Here is a 20,184-nt window from a genome sequence, read left to right on the forward strand (position 1 = left end):
ACTTCATGCTCTGGGGATCTTACATTTCAGTCCACTAATCTTCCAAACGATCACAGTATATCACAGTTCCGGAGGAATTGCTACTTTTTCCGTTTGAATTTTGTAATGCTCAGTACCAGGTTATCTTTTCGATTCATGAAAATAACAGTCATCTTCACGTCCATATTCTTGTAAATACAATAGATTTGACTAATGGTATGCTCTATAACTGTGATATGCATAATTTCTATGCTATCAGAGACCATGTTAAATTTGTTCTACAATCATACCGTTTGTGGTATGGGGATCATCCGTTGCGCTTATTAGAATAATATCCGTTTATATAAAATTATCCCTCAGGACTTTTTTAACAGAAAAAATTACTACTTTTTGCAATATTCATAAATATTAAATGGTTCTTCTCTTTTTTAAATAAGATATCAGCTTCTTTCCTTTGATGAAAATCTGATTTCTGACACTCTTGGTCTCCTTTTTCCTGCACTAAAAAAACGCCACAAATTGTGACGTTTTTTAGTACCCTTTATATTTCAGTGAGATTTCTTGATTCTAAAACTCACTTTTTCCATATTTTCTTTCTGCCCCTCGATATGGCTGTTCTTCCAAACTTAAAATTGCTTTTTCAAATTTTCTGCCAGTGCAATTGCATTATCAGCATAATTACTAACAAGAAGTGCCTGCTCGTATATCTTATCAATATCTCTATATGCCTGTGGAAACATTTTTACGGTATATTTATCCAAAATGTTTCCTCCTGAGTTCTCCCAATGCCCCACGTGCATCTAATAATTCTGCACCTTCTGCGACTTCCCGTTCTGCTTCAAAAATTGCCTTATCAATCTGATTTGTGCTGAGTAATTCTTCATAAGTTTCCATACTCATAACTACTAAATCTCCATAACCATTTTTTGTAATAAATACTGGTTGCTGTTGTTTGTGACATATTTCAGATATTTCATTTGTATTTCTTAAATCTGTAATTGGTTTTATTATTGGCATTGTAACTCCTCCTTTCTTTGTACATTATTATAACAGAATATTGATGGAGTAGATCACTAACTTCTTTCTTCATTTTCCAAAACCTTCTGCTGATATCTCATGTCTGCCACCGTGTACACTGTGATGAAAGCCTTCGGATCAAGATTATTGATGTAATTCATGAGTTTCTGATACTCATTTTTATCTACGATCGTAATGATCTCGTGTCTTTTATCTAAATTGTACGCTCCGATGGCATCATAAATGGTTGCTCCACTATGAAGCTCATGCAGAATAAAATTCCGAAGTTCTTCTTCATACTTTGTAATAATACATACTCTTCGTTTCAGATTCTGCCCGAAGATAAAATGATCTACCACCATCCCATTAAAATAAGTACCAAGAACGCTTAAAACCACCGTCTTCTTATCATATACAAGTGCTGCCGAAAGCGCCACACACATACCGGCTAAAGACATGGCTTTCCCCAATTCGATGTGCAAATATTTATTCATGATCTTAGCCACAATATCAAGTCCGCCGGAAGAAGCATTCATATTAAAGAGAATACTGAGTCCTACACTGACTACCAGAACATAACAGAGGACATCCAGTTCCTGGGTTTTTGTCAGGGAACCGATATTCGGGAAAATCCGTTCAAAAATACCGATAAATACCGGCAGTAAGATACTGGTATACACGGTTTTCGTACCAAATTCCCGTCCACATGTTATGAATCCGATGATCAAAAGAACAACATTCAGGACCATCGTGATCACTGAAAGCGGTAAAGGTATAAAATTCGTAAGAATAATTCCAAGACCGGAAATACTGCTGACCGATGCATGGCTCGGCACCAGAAAGAAATAAACCGCTGCAGCGATAATTGCCACTGCAGCGGTAAGTGTAAATAGTTCCCATACAACTTCTTTGCAATTGATTTGTTTTTTCATTCCCAAACCTACCCTATCATGACATTTTTATAGAACTGCTATTTTACTCCTCTGATCGGAAGGACTTGCAGTTCTATATATACAAGTATAGCGTATATACAAAAAAATTGATAGTATTTTTTAATTTATGTAAATTTTGTTGAATCCTGTTGTTACTGTTTTTTGAATCTTATTCGGCAATTGCATTTCCGGTGTACAACTGATAATATTTTCCCTTTTCTGAAATCAGTTGGTCATGGGTACCTCTTTCGATAATGCGTCCCTGTTCCAGAACCATGATACAGTCGGAATTCCGAACCGTAGACAGACGGTGTGCGATCACAAACGTAGTACGTCCATGCATCAGTCTGTCCATGCTTTCCTGAATAATACGTTCAGTACGCGTATCAATAGAGCTTGTAGCCTCATCCAGGATCAGTACCGGCGGATCTGCAACTGCTGCTCTGGCAATTGCAAGAAGCTGTCTCTGTCCCTGGCTTAAGTTTGCCCCATCCCCGGTGATGACCGTATCATATCCTTCCGGAAGTCTGCGGATAAATCCATCTGCATTTGCCAATTCTGCTGCTGCAAAGATTTCTTCATCTGTTGCATCCAGTTTTCCAAAACGGATATTGTCTTTTACCGTTCCTGTGAACAGATGTGTATCCTGCAGTACAATTCCAAGGGAACGTCGCAGATCCGCTTTCCGAATCTTGTTTATATTAATTCCATCGTAGCGGATTTTTCCATCCTGAATATCATAAAACCGGTTGATCAGATTTGTAATGGTTGTTTTTCCTGCTCCTGTCGAACCTACAAAGGCAATTTTCTGTCCTGGCTCTGCATACAATTTCACATCATGAAGCACGATCTTATCATTATTGTACCCGAAATCCACACCATCAAATACTACATTTCCCTTAAGCTCAATATAATCTACCGAACCATCTGCCTGATGTGTATGCTTCCATGCCCAGCATCGGGTATGTTCCTTACATTCTATAAGTTTTCCATTTTCTTTTTTCACATTGACCAGAGTCACATACCCGTCATCTACTTCCACTTTCTCATCCAGAAGGGTAAAGATACGCTCTGCTCCTGCAAGTGCCATTACAATGGCATTCATCTGCTGGCTGACCTGGTTGATCGGCATACTAAAGCTTTTATTGAATGTTAGAAAGCTTGCCAGTGCACCCAGTGTAAATCCTCCCACACCATTCAGCGCAAGGACACCTCCGACAATCGCACAGACTACATAACTGATATTTCCGATCTGCGCATTCAAAGGTCCGAGGTAGTTTGCATAGGTATTCGCACGGTCTGCGCTTACAAAAAGTGCCTCATTCAGTTCTTTAAATTCTGCCTTACTTTCTTCCTCATGGCAGAAGACCTTGACAACCTTCTGTCCATTCATCATTTCTTCAATATAACCATTGACTTTTCCAAGATTTTTCTGCTGTTCCAGGAAATATTTCCCGCTCTGTCCGGCGGCTTTCTTGGTACCAAATATCATAATTGCAACCATGATCATCGTCACAACCGTAAGTGGAATATTTAAGATCAACATACTGACAAATACACTGATGATCGTAAATCCGCTGTTGATGATCTGCGGAATACTCTGGCTGACCATCTGCCGCAGGGTATCGATATCGTTCGTGTAAATTGACATGATATCACCATGTGCATGGGTATCAAAATATTTGATCGGCAGCTTTTCCATATGTTCAAACAGCTCATTACGCATATTCATCATCATTCCTTGTGTCACATTGATCATGATACGGTTATATGCGTAAGTCGCAACGATTCCAATTCCGTAAAATACCGCAACCCTTTCAATTGCATGTGCAAGCGGTGAAAAGTTCGGTGTACCGTCAGACAGCAGAAACGGTGTAATATATTTGTCGATCAGATCTCTTGTAAACATCGTTCCCTGCACATTTGCGATAACCCCTACAAATATAAGGATAAATACTGCAATACAATGAACTTTATAATCACGGAAAATGTAGTTTATCAGACGCATCAAAAGTTTCCCCGGATATTTCACTTTATTCTGTGGTCTTCCCATCGGTCTTGGCATTATGCTTCACCTCCGTTTTCATCAAAATCTCCTCCGCCCTGAGTCTGCGATTCGTATACTTCGCGGTAAATTTCATCGGTCTTCAGCAATTCTTCGTGTGTACCAAATCCATGAACCTGCCCTTCATCCATAACGATGATACGGTCTGCATCCTGCACACTGGATACACGCTGTGCAATGATCAGCTTTGTTGTATCCGGGATTTCTTCACGGAATGCACGGCGGATCTTCGCATCTGTAGCAGTATCTACCGCACTGGTACTGTCATCCAGGATCAAGATCTTCGGTTTCTTAAGCAGTGCTCTTGCAATACACAGTCTCTGCTTCTGACCACCGGATACGTTGTTTCCTCCCTGTTCAATGTGGGTATTATATTTATCCGGGAAACGCTCAATGAATTCATCTGCACATGCAAGCCGACATGCTTCCATACATTCTTCGTCGGTCGCCTCTTTGTTTCCCCAGCGCAGGTTATCCAGAATACTTCCGGTAAACAGTACATTTTTCTGCAATACAACAGACACCTGGTTTCTCAGTACTTCCAGATCATAATCCTTGACATTCTTTCCGCCAACCAGGATTTCTCCGCCTGTCACGTCATACAGACGACTGATCAGATTCACCAGACTCGTCTTCGCACTTCCGGTTCCTCCAATGATGCCAATCGTCTCACCGGAATGGATGTCCAGATTGATATTCTTCAGGACTTTCTCTGCACTGTCTTTTTTGTAAGCAAAATCTACATTCTTAAATGAAATACTTCCATCTTCCACTTCATAAAGCGGATGTTCCGGATTATGGATATCGCTGGTTTCACCCAGTACTTCTGCTATACGCCGCATACTTGCCATACTCATGGAAATCATGACAAATACCATAGACAGCATCATCAGACTCATCAGAATGTTCATACAGTATGCAAGAAGACTCATCAACTCTCCTGTTGTCAACGATTTCACTACGATCATCTTTGCACCAAACCAGCTGATCAGGATGATGCAGGTATAAACAGTGAACATCATGATCGGTGAGTTCCATATAACATTTTTCTCTGCTCTTACAAAAATATCGTAAATATTCTTACTTGCATACTGAAATTTACTTGTTTCCTGTTCTTCTCTTACATATGCTTTTACTACACGGATCGCAGATACATTTTCCTGAACGGATGCATTTAAAGCATCATATTTTGGAAATGCCTGCTGGAAATAAGCCGTTGCATGACGAATGATAAAGAAGAGGATCACTCCCAGGATCACAACTGCCACAAGGTAAATACTTGCCAGTCTGGCATTGATCATAAATGCCATCACCATTGCACAGATCATACTTGCCGGTGCTCTCATCATCATACGCAGCATCATCTGGTACGCATTCTGCACATTGGTCACATCTGTTGTCAGACGTGTAACCAGACCTGCTGTACTGAAATGATCAATATTTGCAAACGAATAGGTCTGGATCTGATCGAACATCTTATTTCTCAAATTCTTCGCGAACCCGGTCGAAGCCTTTGCTCCGTATCGTCCTCCTGCCATTCCGGCAAGCAGGCCACAAAATGCAGCCACGATCATAATTCCACCAACTTTGTAAATATGGTGAATATCTCCGGTATTGACACCCTTATCGATAATAGATGCCATCAGAAATGGAATCAATGTCTCAAACAATACTTCCAGAATCATAAAAAACGGTGTTGCGATCGATGCCGCTTTATATTCTTTTACTTCTTTTAATAAAGTCCGAATCATGAATTCTCTCCTTTCATTTTTTCCATATTGTAATAAACTTTATCGATCACATGCATAAATGCATGTAATTCTTCTTCTGTAATGCCTTCTTCCAACTGCGCATCCATTTTCTGAAAAATTTCTCCCAGTTTTTCATGGTTTTCCCGTCCTTTTTCTGTCAGCATTACTTTTTTCAGACGCGCATCATTTGCAACCGATGCACGGCAGATGTACCCTTTTTTCTCCAGAGTCTGGATAATATTTGTTACCGCTGAACGGCAGATACCAAAATACTTTTCTATATCTTTCTGATAAATTTCCTTATCCTGATGTTCATATAGATAACGTAAGATCCAGCCATGCATCAGGGCAATCTCATCCAGTCCTTCTTCTTTTACACGCATTTCCAGCAGTTTTGAAATCGAACGGTCTATCCGGTGCACCTGATGTCCTACGTGGATTCGCTCTTCACATCCTTCACACAAATGACTTTCCTCCTTCCACTTTTTGCTTCTTCAAAAAAAAGAAAACTGTTCACGAATAAATTGTTCATTCGTAAACAGTTTAATTCTAAACAAGTTTATCACAGATATTTCCCTGCTGTCAACCTGCTATTTACTATTTTCCATCCAATCAAAAAGCTCACAGTTTTTTGCGATCAAAACCGCTGAAACCGGCATTATCATTGTGCAGGAAATTGCTCCAAAAATCATGGAAATACAGTTCTGAAAAAGGATTTTGGAGTTGAGCAACAGCTCAATGGAGTAATTCTGCATTCTCAAATACGCGAATAACAACAGCGATTCTCCCAGATATGCAAACAATAACGTATTAACCGTTGTTCCGATCACATCTTTTCCAATCTTCATTCCACTTTGAACCAGTTTGTTCATTTTGATATCCGGCTTATGACATTTCACCTCATATACGGAAGTTGTTACTGTCAGCGCCATATCGATCACAGCTCCTAACGTGCTGAGTACAATTACGGCTGTTGCAACCTTGGGCATACTGATATCCAGGTTCATATTATAATAGAAAACATCTTCTCCGGCTGCCTGGATCTCATTCAAGCCTCCCGCCCCACTTTTCCATACGACCAGATAAATAAATGCAAATAACACACACATTGTAATTGCAACCGCAAGAAATGCACTCCAGGTTTTAATATTCGTCCCATTTTGATAAAACAAAGTGATACAGGAAATTAAAATTCCTGCACCGGCAGTAACCAGAAACACGGGTGCTCCGACGGCATAAAGCCAGATTGCAAGACTCAGGCACAAAATATTTCCCGCCAGAGCAATCAGAGACATGGCGCCTCTGTCCCCTCCAACAAGCACTATTACTATCATTAGAATCAGTCCCAATATGATCAACATCTTTTTTCCCTCTTTTTCACAGATAGTTTCATCATAACTGCTGTTATGAAAATAGACACTGGGATCGCCAGTACAATTCCGATACTTTCTACAAAGAAACGGCATAATTCACATGGAATATGCAATTTTACAATGGTAACAAAACGCACCTCATTGTTCATCCGGATCAAACATGTAGGAATCAGACCGCAGCCAAACACAAACAACAGCACATTGATCATTGTTCCCATAATGTCATATCCGATCTCTCTGCCCGAACGGAAAAGTTCCACAAATTTTACTTCCGGTTTCTGCTCAACAATCTCGCTTAAAGCCACCGATATGGCAACCGCCACATCCATGATGGCACCGAGTCCTGACAACATGATCTCTGCATGGAAAATTTCATCCGGATTATCAATACTGCCCAGATATTCCATCGTCGAATAATCCAGTTCTTCCATATGCTGCATAACAAGATCAAATATCCCCATGATCATAAGCAGGACACATAGTGTTGTCAATAGTGCGGCAAAAGTTTTCCTGTGGATTCCATTTAATCCAACAAGCGTTACCACTGCAAAAAAAAGGATCAGTCTGCTACATACACTCAGAATTTCCGATGTGTCATCCGCCATCCAGAAACCGATCACAAAAATCAGGATATTCATCATTGCTGTTATGATCGTCAAACCGCCCTGCCGTCCGGCAATCCCAAGGAGCAGAAGTGCAAGGAAGCCAAGCATAACAACCAGCATCGTATCCCGCTTTACTCCAATGATCGATGATCCCTTATAAAACACCCGGTCACCTTTATGGTATTTTTGAGCAAGCATTTCCGTTGTTGTGTATTCATTGGCAATCCTGACTTCTTTCCCTTTGTCTTCTCCGTTTATAATCTTGCCATAAAGACTCTGCTTATATTTCGTTTCTTCTGTTCCACGGGTACTTTTGCTTTTCCCTTCTACAATTGTCACCACTTTTGTCACTTTCACGATCGGTGTCTGATACAGCCAGGCATCATTCATGACAAACAAAATTGCCAGCAGATACAACACACCTGCCACACAATAAAATCTTCCTCTTTTGTTTTTCATCAAATATCTGCTAATCCTTTTCCCGTATTTCTTCATGATCTATCTTTTCTCTTCTTATTCTTTTATCTGCATATCCGCATCTGTGATCCTGCAATACAAAGTCTCATCATTTGGTTCTTTATATGTCTCGAACGTTCCCTGAACGATAATTTCTGTTTCCTGTTCCGGATAATCTTCATCCGACAAATGCAGCATAATAGCTTAATCCATAATCATCTACCAGATAACGGAATGGAAAACGATCGCCAAACAGCAGTGTTTTCTGTGACGCGCCATCAACAACTTCCTGGTACTTAGCATCCAGGTCTTTCAGCTTTTCACTGTATGCAGATGCATTCTCCTGATAAATATCCTTATGATCCGGGTCTACTTTTTCCAGCGCGTCTGCAATCGCCTTACTCAGCACTTCTGCATTTTTTACAGACAGCCATACATGCTCATCATATCCAAAGGAAAGGTATGACTTTTCATACCCTTTCTGTTTTATAAAAAGTTTTATTCAATCATTTAATCTTACCTTTTGATGAACTAACGAAATCGACAAAACGATAAAGATCACCGGACTGACAAAAAATCCTACTGCAGGTGTTGTTCCCAGATTCCGAAGGACCTGCTTTGCCTGATGAACGCAGGCACAGATCGGGCAGTCCTTTCCCGTACAGTTATGGTCTTCCTCTCTGGCAACATAAAAAAGAGAAGCAAAGGTTACAAATATAAGAAAAATACATATAACCGCTGCCATACTTTTTTTCTTTCCTGTATCCATTTCCTTCTCCTTTCCCAGATTTCATCTGTTAATAAATTTTATCTATTCTTTCTTACTGCATTCACCGCAGATTCCGTAAAATACGGTACGATGCGGATCCATCTGAAAATCATGATGCTGCTGCATGTGCTGTTTTAAGCTTTCTACCTCATTGCACTGTAAATGGATCAGCTTTCCACATTTCTCACATTTACAATGATAGCAGTTTTCATGTTCTTCCCCATGATCTCCGATATATTCAAAACAGGCGCTGCTCGAACCGTCTACTACATACTTCGCGGCCAGACCTTCTTTCACCATCTTCTCCAGATGACGGTAAATGGTCGTGGTTCCGACGGAAATCCCTTTTTCCCTGAAAAAATCGCAGATTTCATTCACTGTAACATGTCTTCCCTGTACCGATTTCAGGAAGGTAAGTATTTCGGTCATTTGTTTTGTTTTATATGGTGCTTTTGCCATACTGACCTCCTCCCTTCAATTTGGAAATCGTTTTCATTTTATCACATTATTTTTATATGTCAATGAAATTTGAAAATGTTTTTCATTTTTGTTTTTCATTTTACAGTAAAATTTCCCGTATAAACTTTCGTCTATATGGGAAATTTTTCTTTCTGTTATCTTCTTTTTCTTCTGACCACCCTGGTTGTTCTGTTCACCTTTGCTGCCTTGTCCACCACCTGACTCTGCATACGACAATGTGTCCTTCTCCCCTTCGTACTTGGATTTTACTTTCTGACTCTTATTGATGTTCTTATACTTAACAGCATCAGAGCAGGCAGCCAAATCTTTGATTCCTAAGTCTATGCCGATTCCATCGTCATTAAGCGTTTTGTTGCATAAAGGAGCTGGCTTCTTTTATCCTCCGGATTCGCTTCTCTGATCAGATAGCTTAACCGACAAGATTTTCCATAGTATCTGCCAGCACCTGCGCTCCTGCAAATATGTCTTCCCATGCCGTATCTTCATATGGTGAATGACTTACGCCTCCGATACTTGGCACGAAAATCATTCCCACATCGCAGATATGTGCCATCGATAAGGTATCATGAAACGGGCCACTTGGCATACGCATATATGTATATCCCCGCTTTTTGCACACATCTTCGATTGTGTCTACGATTGCTTCATTCATCATCTCTGCCTTTGCATCTTTCAGACACTTCTGGGTACTCTCTACATGAAATCTGTCCGAAATTTTCACTGCCGCTTCTTTTATTTCTCGGATTCCCTGTGCCCTGCGCTCCATATCTGTATCTCTGATGTCGATCGTATAGTCTACTCTTCCCGGAATCGTATTGATTCCACCCGGATGTACTTTGAGTGTTCCTACTGTTGCCACAAACATATCTCCCAGACGGGATGCTATTTTTTCTACTTCTGCAATATAATTTGCAGCAGCCGTCATTGCATCTTTCCGCATATTCATCGGTGTGCCGCCTGCATGATTTGCTTCCCCCTCAAAGCTTCCTTCAATCCAGTATGGACCTTTGATCCCGGTTACAATCCCTATCTGCCTGCTTTCCTGTTCCAGCACAATTCCCTGTTCAATATGAAGTTCAACAAATTTTTCATATTTATCTGCGTGCGCTGCCTCTTCCAGTTTTTCCGGATGATATCCGCACTTTTGCATTGCCGCCTCTTCACTGATGCCCTCATTGTCTGTATATTCACTAAGCCGTCGTTCCATTCCAAGACCGGCAATTACCTTACTTCCAACCATACCTGCATTAAATCTGGCACCTTCTTCATCTGTAAAAAGAATTACTTCAAACGGGCTTTTTAATTTTACATGATTTTCTTTCAGGCACTGTGCCACTTCAATCCCTGCTATACTTCCGAGTAATCCGTCAAATTTTCCTCCATTTCGTACCGTATCGATATGGGAACCTGTTGCGATCACACCATGCAGCTCCTTTTCATTCCAGTTATCCGGATACAGGCGTCCCATAAGATTTCCAGCTGCATCGATTTCTACCTCCAGTCCTGCTTCCAGCATCATCTCTTTTGCCATCATCCGCGCTTTCGTCTCTTTTTCGCCGAACGCCAGACGTGTATAACCGCCTGTCTCATCCCGGCTCATCTCATTGATCCGCTCTATCCTTTCCTTTAATCGCTCCTGCTTGATCTGCATATCTATTACTCCTTTCTACTGTAATTTTCATTCTGCTCCCACTCTCTTTTCTATCTTGATAGTACATCAAATAGCTCTCAAAATCCACGATATTCTTACCAAAATTTTTCTTCCCAGTTCAAAAAATAACAGAAGCACCACACACAGATTACTCTCTGCATTGCGGTGCTCCTGTCTCTTCCTTTATTTAACCTTTTTCAATTTCTCTGGTTATTTTCTATTCGAATGACTGCTCTGTACGGTTGATGATCTCATCCTGAAGCGGTTTGCTTAAGTTACGGAAGAAATCACTGTATCCTGCAACACGCACGATCAGATCTCTATAATCTTCCGGATGCTTCTGCGCTTCCTGCAGAGTCTTTCTGTCGATAACGTTGAACTGTACGTGATGTCCATCCATTGCAAAGTAGCTGCGGATCAGACTTGCCATATTGTCAAGACCTTTCTCTCCTGCTACAACGTTCGGTGTGAACTTCTGATTCAGAAGTGTTCCTGCTGTAGCAAGATGATCCATCTTAGCACATGATTTGATAACAGCTGTCGGTCCATTTACATCTGCTGATTTCTCCGGTGAAATACCTTCTGAAACCGGGATATGTGCTTTACGTCCGTTAGCTGTTGCTCCGATCACATCTCCGAAGTAAACATGGCAGGTTGTAGGAAGCATATCGACTCCGTATTTTCCGCCTCTCATAGTCGGACGTCCTGTGATCAGGTCATGATACAGATAGAATACGTCCTGCATCAGATCATCTGCGTAGTCATCATCGTTACCATATTTTGGTGTCTTGTCATGAACCATACGGTAGATTGCATCGTATCCTTCAAAGTTGTGATCCATTGCTTCGATCAGTTCTTCCATTGTGAAGTTCTTCTTGTCAAATACATTGTATTTAACAGCTGCAATACAGTCTGTAACGGTTCCAATACCAACACCCTGAATGTAGTTCGTGTTGTATCTTGCTCCTCCTGCATTGTAATCTTTTGCATTACTGATGCAGTCGTTTGTTACAACGGAAAGACACGGTGCCGGCATATTTTCTGCATATAATCTCTCGATTACGTTGTTTCCACGGATCTTGATATCGATGAAATGCTTCATCTGTTTCTTGAATGCATCCCACAGTTCATCAAATGTCTTAAAGTCTTTTGCATAACCAAGCTTCAGTCCGAGCTGTTTGCCTGACATTGCATCATAACCGTTGTAAAGAGTCAGCTGGAAGATCTTCGGAATATTCATATAACCGGTCAGGATATATGCTTCACTTCCCCATGCACCTGTCTCTACACAACCTGAAGATCCACCACGGCGGGCATCCTCCAGAGTCTTTCCTGCATTAACAAGCTCCATGATCTGTGCTTCTGTATTGTAGAATGCTGGCTGTCCCCATCCTTTTCTTGAGATCTCGCATGCTCTCTTAAGGAAACGTGCCGGTGTTTTCTTGCTGATAGTTACATTAGAGTTCGGCTGTACAAGCTTCATCTCATCCATACAGTCAAGGATCAGGTAGCTGACTGCATTTACACCGTCTTTACCATCTGGTGTAACTCCACCTGTATTGATATTCGCAAAGTCTACATAAGTAGCACTTTCTTTTAAGGTAATACCAACCTTAACCGGTGCCGGTTGGTTGTAGAATTTGATCCATAAGCATTCAAGCAGTTCTTTTGCTTTCTCGTCATCAAGGATTCCTGCTTCTGTATCTGCTTCATAGTAAGAGATCAGATGCTGGTCCAGACGTCCCGGGCTGAATGCATCCCATGGGTTCAGTTCTGTTGTAACTGCAAGATGTGTGAACCAGTATAACTGGATTGCCTGCCAGAAGGTCTGCGGTTTGTGAGCCGGTACAACTTCCAGGTTGGCTGCGATCTGCTCTAATTCTTTCTTACGTGTAGGATCTGCTTCTTTTTCTGCCATTTCAAGGGCAAGCTTGTGATATCTTTCTCCAAGAATGATAACCGCATCACATGCAATATCCATTGCTTTAAGTTCTTCAAGCTTATCGGTAGCTTCCGGATCATTCATGAAATCCAGTGCATCCATTGTCTTTTTGATTTTTTCTTTGTACTCCTGATATCCGACTTTGAAGTTCTGTTCGCCACCACATGTATGTCCAGGTCCTCTCTGTTCCATGAACTCTGTGAACATACCTGCTGAATAACAGTCATTCCATTCCGGAGTCATAGCTGCAAGGATCTTCTCTCTCATGCTTCGTCCTGACCAGTAAGGAATGATCTCCTTCTCCTGGATCTCACGGTCTTCTTCTGTTGTATGGAAAGATACAAGGTCACGTTCACTCATGACTACCATATCTTCTTTGCTGTGACAGCAAAGTTCCGGGAATGTAGGCGAAGCCTGTGGGTCTTTTCCTTTTTCACCGACGATCAGTTCACCGTCTCCCAGATAAAGTGTCTTCTTTGAAAAATATTCCTTTAATACCATGGCTCTCATAACCGGAATCGAATATTTCCCATCATTTTTTCTGTAAAAATCTGTCTCGATTCTTGCTCTTTCGAGATCGATATGAACCGGTGTTGTAACACTCAGTTCTCTCAGCTTCTGAATTCTTTCATTCATGCCTCTTGCCATTTTCTTATCCTCCTATTTTTGTGTTGGTATACCCCGCATCCTGAAAAAGCTTTATAAAACTTTCCATCTCTTCTTTTTCCGGTGCATGTAAATCAGTTCCCTTGTATTCCATACCCAGCTTCGGATATTTACTGCTTCCTGTATTATGGTAAGGCAGCAGATTGACCTGTGCCGGATGAATGCCGTGTTTCTTCAGAAAATGAATGGTATCTTCCATGTTCTGCACATTGCCGTTCACTTCTTTGATTGTCGGGATTCGGACGTAAATCCTTGCCCCTGCATCCGAAAGCTTCACCAGGTTATCCAGAATCAGCTTATTGTCAACTCCGATATACTTTTTATGTAATTCCGGATCCATCACTTTTACGTCATATAAAAACGTATCTACATACGGTAAAATTGCTTCAAATTTATCATACGAAACATATCCGCAGGTGTCAATGGTAAGCGAAATTTCTTCTTTTTTAAGTGCTTTCGCGATCTGTAAAATATAATCCGTTGACATCGCCATCACTTCCCCGCCGGAAAGTGTGACTCCACCGCCGGACTGTTCATAAAACATCCGGTCTTTCATCAGCTCTTTAACCAGTTCCTTTACCGGATACTCCTGCCCTACGATCTCCCGAATGCCTTGCGGACAGAAATTATCACATTTTCCGCAAAGCTGACATTTCTCTTTGTCAAGCTCCGGCTTTCCATCTACCATAGTGATGGCATCGTTCGGACAGACCTTCGCACAGGTTCCACATCCGACGCACTTTTCTTTATCACACTGAAGTTCTCTCTCAAAACGCTGTGTCTCAGGGTTGTGACACCACTCGCACTTTAATGGACATCCTTTAAAAAATACAGTAGTACGGATTCCATCTCCGTCATGGATCGAATACTTCTGAATATTCGTTACTAAATTCATGGTAGCTCTCCTTCTTGTCATTTTTCTTTTTAGACTAACGTTTGTACCATAGTCTAAAGATACCAAAAAAACAAATAATTGTCAATCCTTTGGCAAACTTCTTCTCAAATATTTTTACAATCCTGATCTTCTTTCCTTAAGTAGACGAAACTCTGCACTCAGCTCATCACATATATAAAGAAGAGATACTTCACAGACTGTTTTTATCTGCAAAGTACCTCCCACTTCTCTATTGTACATTCTTCAAAATCACACACTGATTACCTCTGGAACAAAAAGCCGATTCAAACTGTGCTCTGTCATAGCTCACAATCCCTTCGATCGGGTCTGCAACAGTCACACTGTCTACACTGTATCCAATCAGTACAACACAATGATCGTTCATCGCCCAGCTGGCTTCTCTTCCATCTTCCGTATTCCAGCTTTCCATTATCTGACGTTCTTCCATACCAATTGTTCCCCATACAACCACGGGGGTTCCTTCACTTACAAAACGATACAGCTGTTCCGGCTCTGATCCTGTCTCGTCCTCTGCTTTCATTGCATTTCCATTATCTGCAAGATAGCCATCTGCTGCCGTCACGATTGCTCCCGCTCCGCAGCTTAATCCATCCGTCTCAGACTGTGGATTTCCTATAAAATAATTGTAAATATCATTTCCATATAAAGTTTCATTGTCTCCGTAATAAGTGTTGGTCCATCCAACTGTCGGTAAATATTCGAGTGCCATTGCCATCTTATCTGCAGAATATCCATAATAATTCAAAGCCATTGTAAGAGATGTGATCTCACATCCGGTAGGAAGCTCCGGCATCTGTCCTGTAAATGCAAAATCAGAAATACAGCTACTCTCTGGAAGGGGTGTCTCTTTCACTATTTCCGCATTTTTTATCTTCTGCGTCTTTGCTGTCGTTTTCTCCACTGCTGTAACAGACTGTCTTGCTCCTTTGATCTGTTCCAATTTTGCTTCTATATATGTAGTATCTTTTAATGTAAATCCTACGATAACGGCGCCAACCAATATCCCTGCTGCCGCTGCGATCCATTTTGCTGCACTGCGAATCTGCATCCGTACCTCCGTTTCTTAATACTTCTGTAACAATTCCGTCATATATACTACAACTTTTTTCGTGTTTCGTCAAATCTGCGGGGGAGTTTTCACAAATATTTCATAAATGAGAGTTGGCAGCACAAGTGATTCCAGATAGAAGGATTGCCTGCGCAATGGGTGCAGATCCGATAAAAATTAATCTGTCCTGCTGTTTTTTATCAATCGAATGAAATCCTGGCAAATACTATGCCATATATTTCTTCTTCAGTTCTTCCACCTTCGCGGTATAAGCCTCCTGCTGCTTTTTCTGCATGATCTCACTCTTAATCTGCTCTTTTACATCATCAAGCTTCGCATCTTCGGCTTCTTTCTTATCTTCCACTTTGATCAGATGGTATCCAAACTGTGTCTTGACCGGTCCAACCACATGTCCGATTTCTGCTGCAAATGCGGCATCTTCGAATTCTTTGACCATCTGTCCTTTTCCGAATTCGCCAAGGTCTCCACCGTTTGCTCCTGACGGGCAGGTAGAAGATTCTTTTGCAACATCCTCAAATGCTTTCCCACCACTTACAATGGATTCAAGTAGTTCGTTACATTTGTCTTCGGAATCAACCAGAATATGTTTTGCATGAACAGATACTCCTTTTGCAAATCTTGCTTTGTTTGCTTCAAAATATTCTCTGATCTCTTCAGCTGAAATTGTGATTTCCTCAAAGATCTTGCCGATCGCCATCTGTGCAAGGATATCTTTTCTTGCATTTTCCAGAATTGCTTTAAACTTTTCTGTCTCGTCTAACTTTTCTTCTTCACCATATTTTGCAAGTGCATAAACTGCGATCAGCTGATCAACACACTGTTTGCGGAAATCCGGATGGGATGCGTATACCTGCTGTTCTCTCGGAAGGCTTGCGATAAATGCATCTACCTCTGCTGATGTAATTTCATGTCCGCAGATTACTGCTTCAACTGTTTTTTCCATAATTTCTTTGTACTCCTTTTTCTCGTAGTGTTTCAATTGTACCATTTCATACGGTGTTAGTCAAAGTTGGTTTTATTTCTATGAAACTTCTCTTCATCTGATATCTTTTCTTCCGACTTCATGTTATACTTCGTTTAGGTATGTTTTTTTAGTTTTTTCATTGGAGGTTATTAACATGTCAAACGAAAGTACAAAAACCAATCAGATTACCGAAGGAGTTATCTGGAAGCAATTATTGATTTTTTTCTTTCCTATTGTAGTTGGAACTTTGTTTCAACAGCTTTATAACACCGTAGATGCTGTCATCGTCGGTCGTTTTGTCGGAAAGGGCGCACTTGCCGCAGTCGGGGGATCTTCTGCCGTTCTTTCCAATCTGATCATCGGATGTTTTACGGGACTTGCAAGCGGTGCATCTGTAATTGTTTCCCAGTTTTATGGTGCAAAGGATGAGCGGAATCTGCAAAAGAGTCTGCATACCGCTTATGCTTTTTCCGTTATCCTCAGTATTGTATTTACAATACTCGGATGGGCCTTAACACCATTTCTTTTGAAGCTCATCGATACACCTGCAGATACACTTGCGGATTCTATTCTTTATCTGCGGATTTACTTTTTAGGTATCTTCGGTACCTTGATCTTTAATATAGGCTCAGCCATCATGCGCTCCATCGGTGATTCCCGCAGACCACTATATTACCTGATCATCTGTTGTTTTCTAAACATCATCCTCGATCTGGTACTAGTAATCGTATTTGATATGGGAATTGTCGGAGCCGCTATCGCGACCATTATTTCACAGGCAGTAAGTGCAATCCTTGTCACCAATGCACTGATGAAAAAATATGATGACTGCAAGCTTTATCTGAGCAAACTGCACATAGACCTTTTGAAGCTGCGTCTGGAATTCCGCATCGGTATTCCAAGTGCACTGCAGGCATTTATGTACAGTATTACCAATATCATTATTCAGGCAGCGATCAATGGTTTCGGAACCGATACTGCCGCTGCATGGGCTTCTTTTGGTAAACTAGATGCGCTTTTCTGGACAGTCAACGGAGCATTCGGAATTGCGATCACAACCTTTGCCGGTCAGAATTACGGAGCAGGAAAAAAAGACCGCATTTTCAAAAGTGTCCGTATCTGCCTTGCAATGGCAGTGGCTGTATGCGGAGGGATCGTTCTGTTTTTAGCCATCTTCTGCCGCCCACTGTTCTCAATTTTTACGACAGATCAAAATGTGATCAATATCGGTATTGATATGCTGCGTTTTATGGCACCGTGCTACACTATTTATGTATTTATTGAAGTTCTCTCCGGTGCACTTCGCGGAACCGGCGATGTCCTGCTGCCGACACTGATCACACTTGGCGGCGTATGTCTGATCCGTATTCCGTGGATTATGTTTGTCTTACCGGCACACCATACCACAACCTGTGTAATGCTTAGTTATCCGATTTCCTGGATCACTACCACAGCTTTGATCATACCGTACTATTTATATAGAAAAAAACATGCTTACGATTAAGGAGAATTGAACATGGCCAAATCCGAATCTACCAAATACCGGCTCGCCGAAGCAATGAAAACCTGCATGAAGACCACTTCTGTCGATGATATCACCATCCGCCAGATTGTGGAAGTCTGCGGCGTCACACGCCAGACCTTTTACCGCAATTTTCTTGATAAATATGATCTGATCAACTGGTATTTTGACAAACTTCTTCTTAAATCATTTGAACATATGGGCGAAGGTACCACTGTTTATGACGGACTGGTCAAAAAATTTGAATATTTAAAGGAAGAGCACCTGTTTTTCGCTGCAGCATTCCGCTCTGACGATCAGAACTCTTTAAAAGAACATGATTTTGAACTGATTCTGGAATTCTATTCAAACCTTATTTTCCAGAAAACCGGAAGACGCCCGGATGCAGAAACTTCATTTCTTTTAGAGATGTACTGCCGTGGCTCGATTTACATGACTGTCAAATGGCTGCTTGGCGGAATGAATTTTCCGCCTGCGCAGCTTGCAAAACAACTGGTACTTGGCATGCCGGAAAAACTTGTGCAACTCTTCACTAATTTGCATATTTTGTCTTAAGCTTTTGTATAAATGTTACACTTTTCATATTCTGTAACTTTTTTTACCGCCTTCTTATTGTTAAAATAGTATCAGAAACAAGTGGTTTTACCATAAACGAAAAGGAGATATGTATCATGGCAAACAGAATTATGTTAAATCAGACATCTTATCACGGAGCAGGTGCAATCGCAGAGATTGCAACAGAAGCAAAAGCTCACGGTTTCAAAAAAGCTCTTGTATGTTCTGACCCGGATCTGATCAAATTCAATGTTACTTCCAAAGTAACAGATATCTTAGACAAAGAAGGACTTGCTTACGAAATCTACTCTGATATCAAAGCAAACCCGACTATCGAGAACGTACAGCACGGTGTACAGGCTTTCAAAAATTCAGGTGCTGATTACATCATCGCAATCGGTGGCGGATCTTCTATGGATACTTCCAAAGCAATCGGTATCATCATCGCAAACCCGGAATTTGAAGATGTAAGAAGCCTGGAAGGTGTAGCTCCGACAAAGAAACCTTGCGTTCCGATCATTGCCGTTCCGACAACAGCCGGTACTGCTGCAGAAGTTACGATCAACTATGTAGTAACAGATGTAGAAAAGAAACGTAAATTCGTCTGTGTAGACCCACATGATATGCCGATCATCGCTGTTGTAGACCCGGAAATGATGTCCTCTATGCCAAAAGGACTGACCGCTTCAACCGGTATGGATGCATTAACTCATGCGATCGAAGGCTACACCACAAAAGCCGCATGGGAAATGACAGATATGTTCCACTTAAAAGCAATCGAGATTATCTCCAAATCTCTCCGCGGTGCTGTTGAAAACACCAAAGAAGGAAGAGAAGGAATGGCTCTTGGACAGTACATCGCCGGAATGGGCTTCTCAAACGTAGGTCTTGGAATCGCTCACTCAATGGCTCATACCCTTGGAGCAGTCTATGACACACCACACGGTGTTGCATGTGCAATGATGCTTCCGATCGTAATGGAATACAACGCAGACTGCACCGGAGAAAAATACCGTGAAATCGCCCGCGCAATGGGAGTTGAAGGCGTAGATAATATGTCTCAGGAAGAATACAGAAAAGCAGCTGTAGATGCAGTCCGCAAACTCTCTGAAGACGTAGGAATCCCATCCAAACTCGAAGCCCTCAAAGAAGAAGATCTCCAGTTCCTCGCAGAATCCGCCCACGCCGACGCCTGCGCACCTGGAAATCCAAAAGACGCATCCGTAGAAGACCTCAAAGATCTCTTCAGAAAACTGATGTAAAGAACAAAATATACATAGTCTGGTAATAAAGCAAAATAATATTCACATCCTATAAATTGATATTCCACTTGCTTTGCTTACCAACAAAGTAGAAAAAGCAACCCCCACAAATTCCGCTAAAAGCGAAATTTGTGGGGGTGAACTTTTTCTCCCCGTATCTTAGTTGATGCAACCCACTTGAGGTATCAGCGCCCGAATCGCCATACATCT

At 41.3% G+C, this 20,184-nt stretch carries 22 protein-coding genes; 4 read left to right on the forward strand and 18 right to left on the reverse strand.

All coding sequences use genetic code 11. From position 1 onward, the window contains the following. The first annotated feature begins 77 nt into the window (after positions 1-77). Positions 78-311, forward strand: a complete 234-nt coding sequence (locus G4407_RS17140) for a relaxase/mobilization nuclease domain-containing protein (RefSeq protein ID WP_172676486.1) — start codon at positions 78-80, stop codon at positions 309-311. A 294-nt stretch (positions 312-605) separates the two neighbouring features. On the opposite strand, the gene G4407_RS16680 is transcribed toward G4407_RS17140, so the two are convergent. From G4407_RS16680 to G4407_RS02710, 18 genes are all read right to left on the reverse strand, one after another. After that, complete coding sequence (locus tag G4407_RS16680) at positions 606-740, reverse strand: hypothetical protein (RefSeq protein ID WP_274597637.1); 135 nt, start codon at positions 738-740, stop codon at positions 606-608. Further along, entirely contained in the window at positions 733-996 is a 264-nt protein-coding gene (locus G4407_RS02630) for a type II toxin-antitoxin system prevent-host-death family antitoxin (RefSeq protein WP_055157239.1), read from the reverse strand. Before G4407_RS02630 ends, G4407_RS16680 begins: the two co-directional genes overlap by 8 nt. 56 nt (positions 997-1,052) lie before the next feature. Beyond that, complete coding sequence (locus G4407_RS02635) at positions 1,053-1,928, reverse strand: YitT family protein (protein ID WP_055157237.1); 876 nt, start codon at positions 1,926-1,928, stop codon at positions 1,053-1,055. A 169-nt stretch (positions 1,929-2,097) separates the two neighbouring features. Beyond that, positions 2,098-3,993, reverse strand: coding sequence for an ABC transporter ATP-binding protein (locus G4407_RS02640; protein ID WP_173687632.1), 1,896 nt, complete (start codon positions 3,991-3,993; stop codon positions 2,098-2,100). Continuing rightward, complete coding sequence (locus tag G4407_RS02645) at positions 3,993-5,744, reverse strand: ABC transporter ATP-binding protein (RefSeq protein WP_117835661.1); 1,752 nt, start codon at positions 5,742-5,744, stop codon at positions 3,993-3,995. The genes G4407_RS02640 and G4407_RS02645 overlap by 1 nt, the downstream gene beginning before the upstream one ends. Further along, entirely contained in the window at positions 5,741-6,208 is a 468-nt protein-coding gene (locus G4407_RS02650) for a MarR family winged helix-turn-helix transcriptional regulator (protein ID WP_022220303.1), read from the reverse strand. Before G4407_RS02650 ends, G4407_RS02645 begins: the two co-directional genes overlap by 4 nt. A gap of 126 nt (positions 6,209-6,334) precedes the next feature. Next, entirely contained in the window at positions 6,335-7,105 is a 771-nt protein-coding gene (locus G4407_RS02655) for a YibE/F family protein (protein ID WP_055246697.1), read from the reverse strand. Then, positions 7,099-8,181 carry a YibE/F family protein gene (locus tag G4407_RS02660; protein ID WP_173687633.1) on the reverse strand — a complete coding sequence of 361 codons (1,083 nt, stop codon included), beginning with the start codon at positions 8,179-8,181 and terminating at the stop codon, positions 7,099-7,101. Before G4407_RS02660 ends, G4407_RS02655 begins: the two co-directional genes overlap by 7 nt. A gap of 54 nt (positions 8,182-8,235) precedes the next feature. Then, positions 8,236-8,376, reverse strand: a complete 141-nt coding sequence (locus G4407_RS02665; RefSeq protein WP_173687634.1) for a hypothetical protein — start codon at positions 8,374-8,376, stop codon at positions 8,236-8,238. After that, on the reverse strand, positions 8,357-8,587 hold the full coding sequence (locus G4407_RS02670) for a metal ABC transporter substrate-binding protein (RefSeq protein WP_330585935.1): 231 nt from the start codon (positions 8,585-8,587) through the stop codon (positions 8,357-8,359). The genes G4407_RS02665 and G4407_RS02670 overlap by 20 nt, the downstream gene beginning before the upstream one ends. Before the next feature lie 93 nt (positions 8,588-8,680). Continuing rightward, entirely contained in the window at positions 8,681-8,947 is a 267-nt protein-coding gene (locus G4407_RS02675) for a hypothetical protein (protein ID WP_173687635.1), read from the reverse strand. A gap of 42 nt (positions 8,948-8,989) precedes the next feature. Beyond that, positions 8,990-9,406, reverse strand: coding sequence for a Fur family transcriptional regulator (locus G4407_RS02680; RefSeq protein ID WP_055157005.1), 417 nt, complete (start codon positions 9,404-9,406; stop codon positions 8,990-8,992). 33 nt (positions 9,407-9,439) lie between these two features. Beyond that, positions 9,440-9,643 (reverse strand): hypothetical protein, encoded by a 204-nt coding sequence (locus G4407_RS02685; protein WP_173687636.1) that lies wholly within the window; start codon positions 9,641-9,643, stop codon positions 9,440-9,442. Positions 9,644-9,836: 193 nt separating this feature from the next. Next, positions 9,837-11,078, reverse strand: a complete 1,242-nt coding sequence (locus tag G4407_RS02690; RefSeq protein ID WP_173687637.1) for a M20 family metallo-hydrolase — start codon at positions 11,076-11,078, stop codon at positions 9,837-9,839. A 217-nt stretch (positions 11,079-11,295) separates the two neighbouring features. After that, positions 11,296-13,668, reverse strand: coding sequence for a trans-4-hydroxy-L-proline dehydratase (gene hypD, locus G4407_RS02695; RefSeq protein ID WP_173687638.1), 2,373 nt, complete (start codon positions 13,666-13,668; stop codon positions 11,296-11,298). Positions 13,669-13,672: 4 nt separating this feature from the next. After that, complete coding sequence (locus G4407_RS02700; RefSeq protein WP_173687639.1) at positions 13,673-14,581, reverse strand: trans-4-hydroxy-L-proline dehydratase activase; 909 nt, start codon at positions 14,579-14,581, stop codon at positions 13,673-13,675. Positions 14,582-14,810: 229 nt separating this feature from the next. Beyond that, positions 14,811-15,650, reverse strand: a complete 840-nt coding sequence (locus G4407_RS02705; protein ID WP_173687640.1) for a C39 family peptidase — start codon at positions 15,648-15,650, stop codon at positions 14,811-14,813. 226 nt (positions 15,651-15,876) lie between these two features. Further along, on the reverse strand, positions 15,877-16,614 hold the full coding sequence (locus G4407_RS02710; RefSeq protein WP_243259223.1) for a peptidylprolyl isomerase: 738 nt from the start codon (positions 16,612-16,614) through the stop codon (positions 15,877-15,879). 175 nt (positions 16,615-16,789) lie between these two features. Here G4407_RS02710 and G4407_RS02715 point away from each other — a divergent pair, with 175 nt between their 5' ends. The 3 genes from G4407_RS02715 to fucO all read left to right on the forward strand — a co-directional run bounded on the left by G4407_RS02715 (position 16,790) and on the right by fucO (position 19,974). Then, positions 16,790-18,139, forward strand: coding sequence for an MATE family efflux transporter (locus G4407_RS02715; RefSeq protein ID WP_117835648.1), 1,350 nt, complete (start codon positions 16,790-16,792; stop codon positions 18,137-18,139). A 12-nt stretch (positions 18,140-18,151) separates the two neighbouring features. Further along, positions 18,152-18,712, forward strand: coding sequence for a TetR/AcrR family transcriptional regulator C-terminal domain-containing protein (locus tag G4407_RS02720; protein ID WP_173687641.1), 561 nt, complete (start codon positions 18,152-18,154; stop codon positions 18,710-18,712). Between the two features lie 116 nt (positions 18,713-18,828). After that, the gene (fucO, locus tag G4407_RS02725) at positions 18,829-19,974 is read left to right on the forward strand and encodes a lactaldehyde reductase (RefSeq protein ID WP_118218149.1); all 1,146 of its coding nucleotides are present in this window, start codon (positions 18,829-18,831) and stop codon (positions 19,972-19,974) included. Positions 19,975-20,184: the final 210 nt, after the last annotated feature.

The organism is Allocoprococcus comes (assembly GCF_013300725.1).
Taxonomy (GTDB): domain Bacteria; phylum Bacillota; class Clostridia; order Lachnospirales; family Lachnospiraceae; genus Allocoprococcus; species Allocoprococcus comes_A.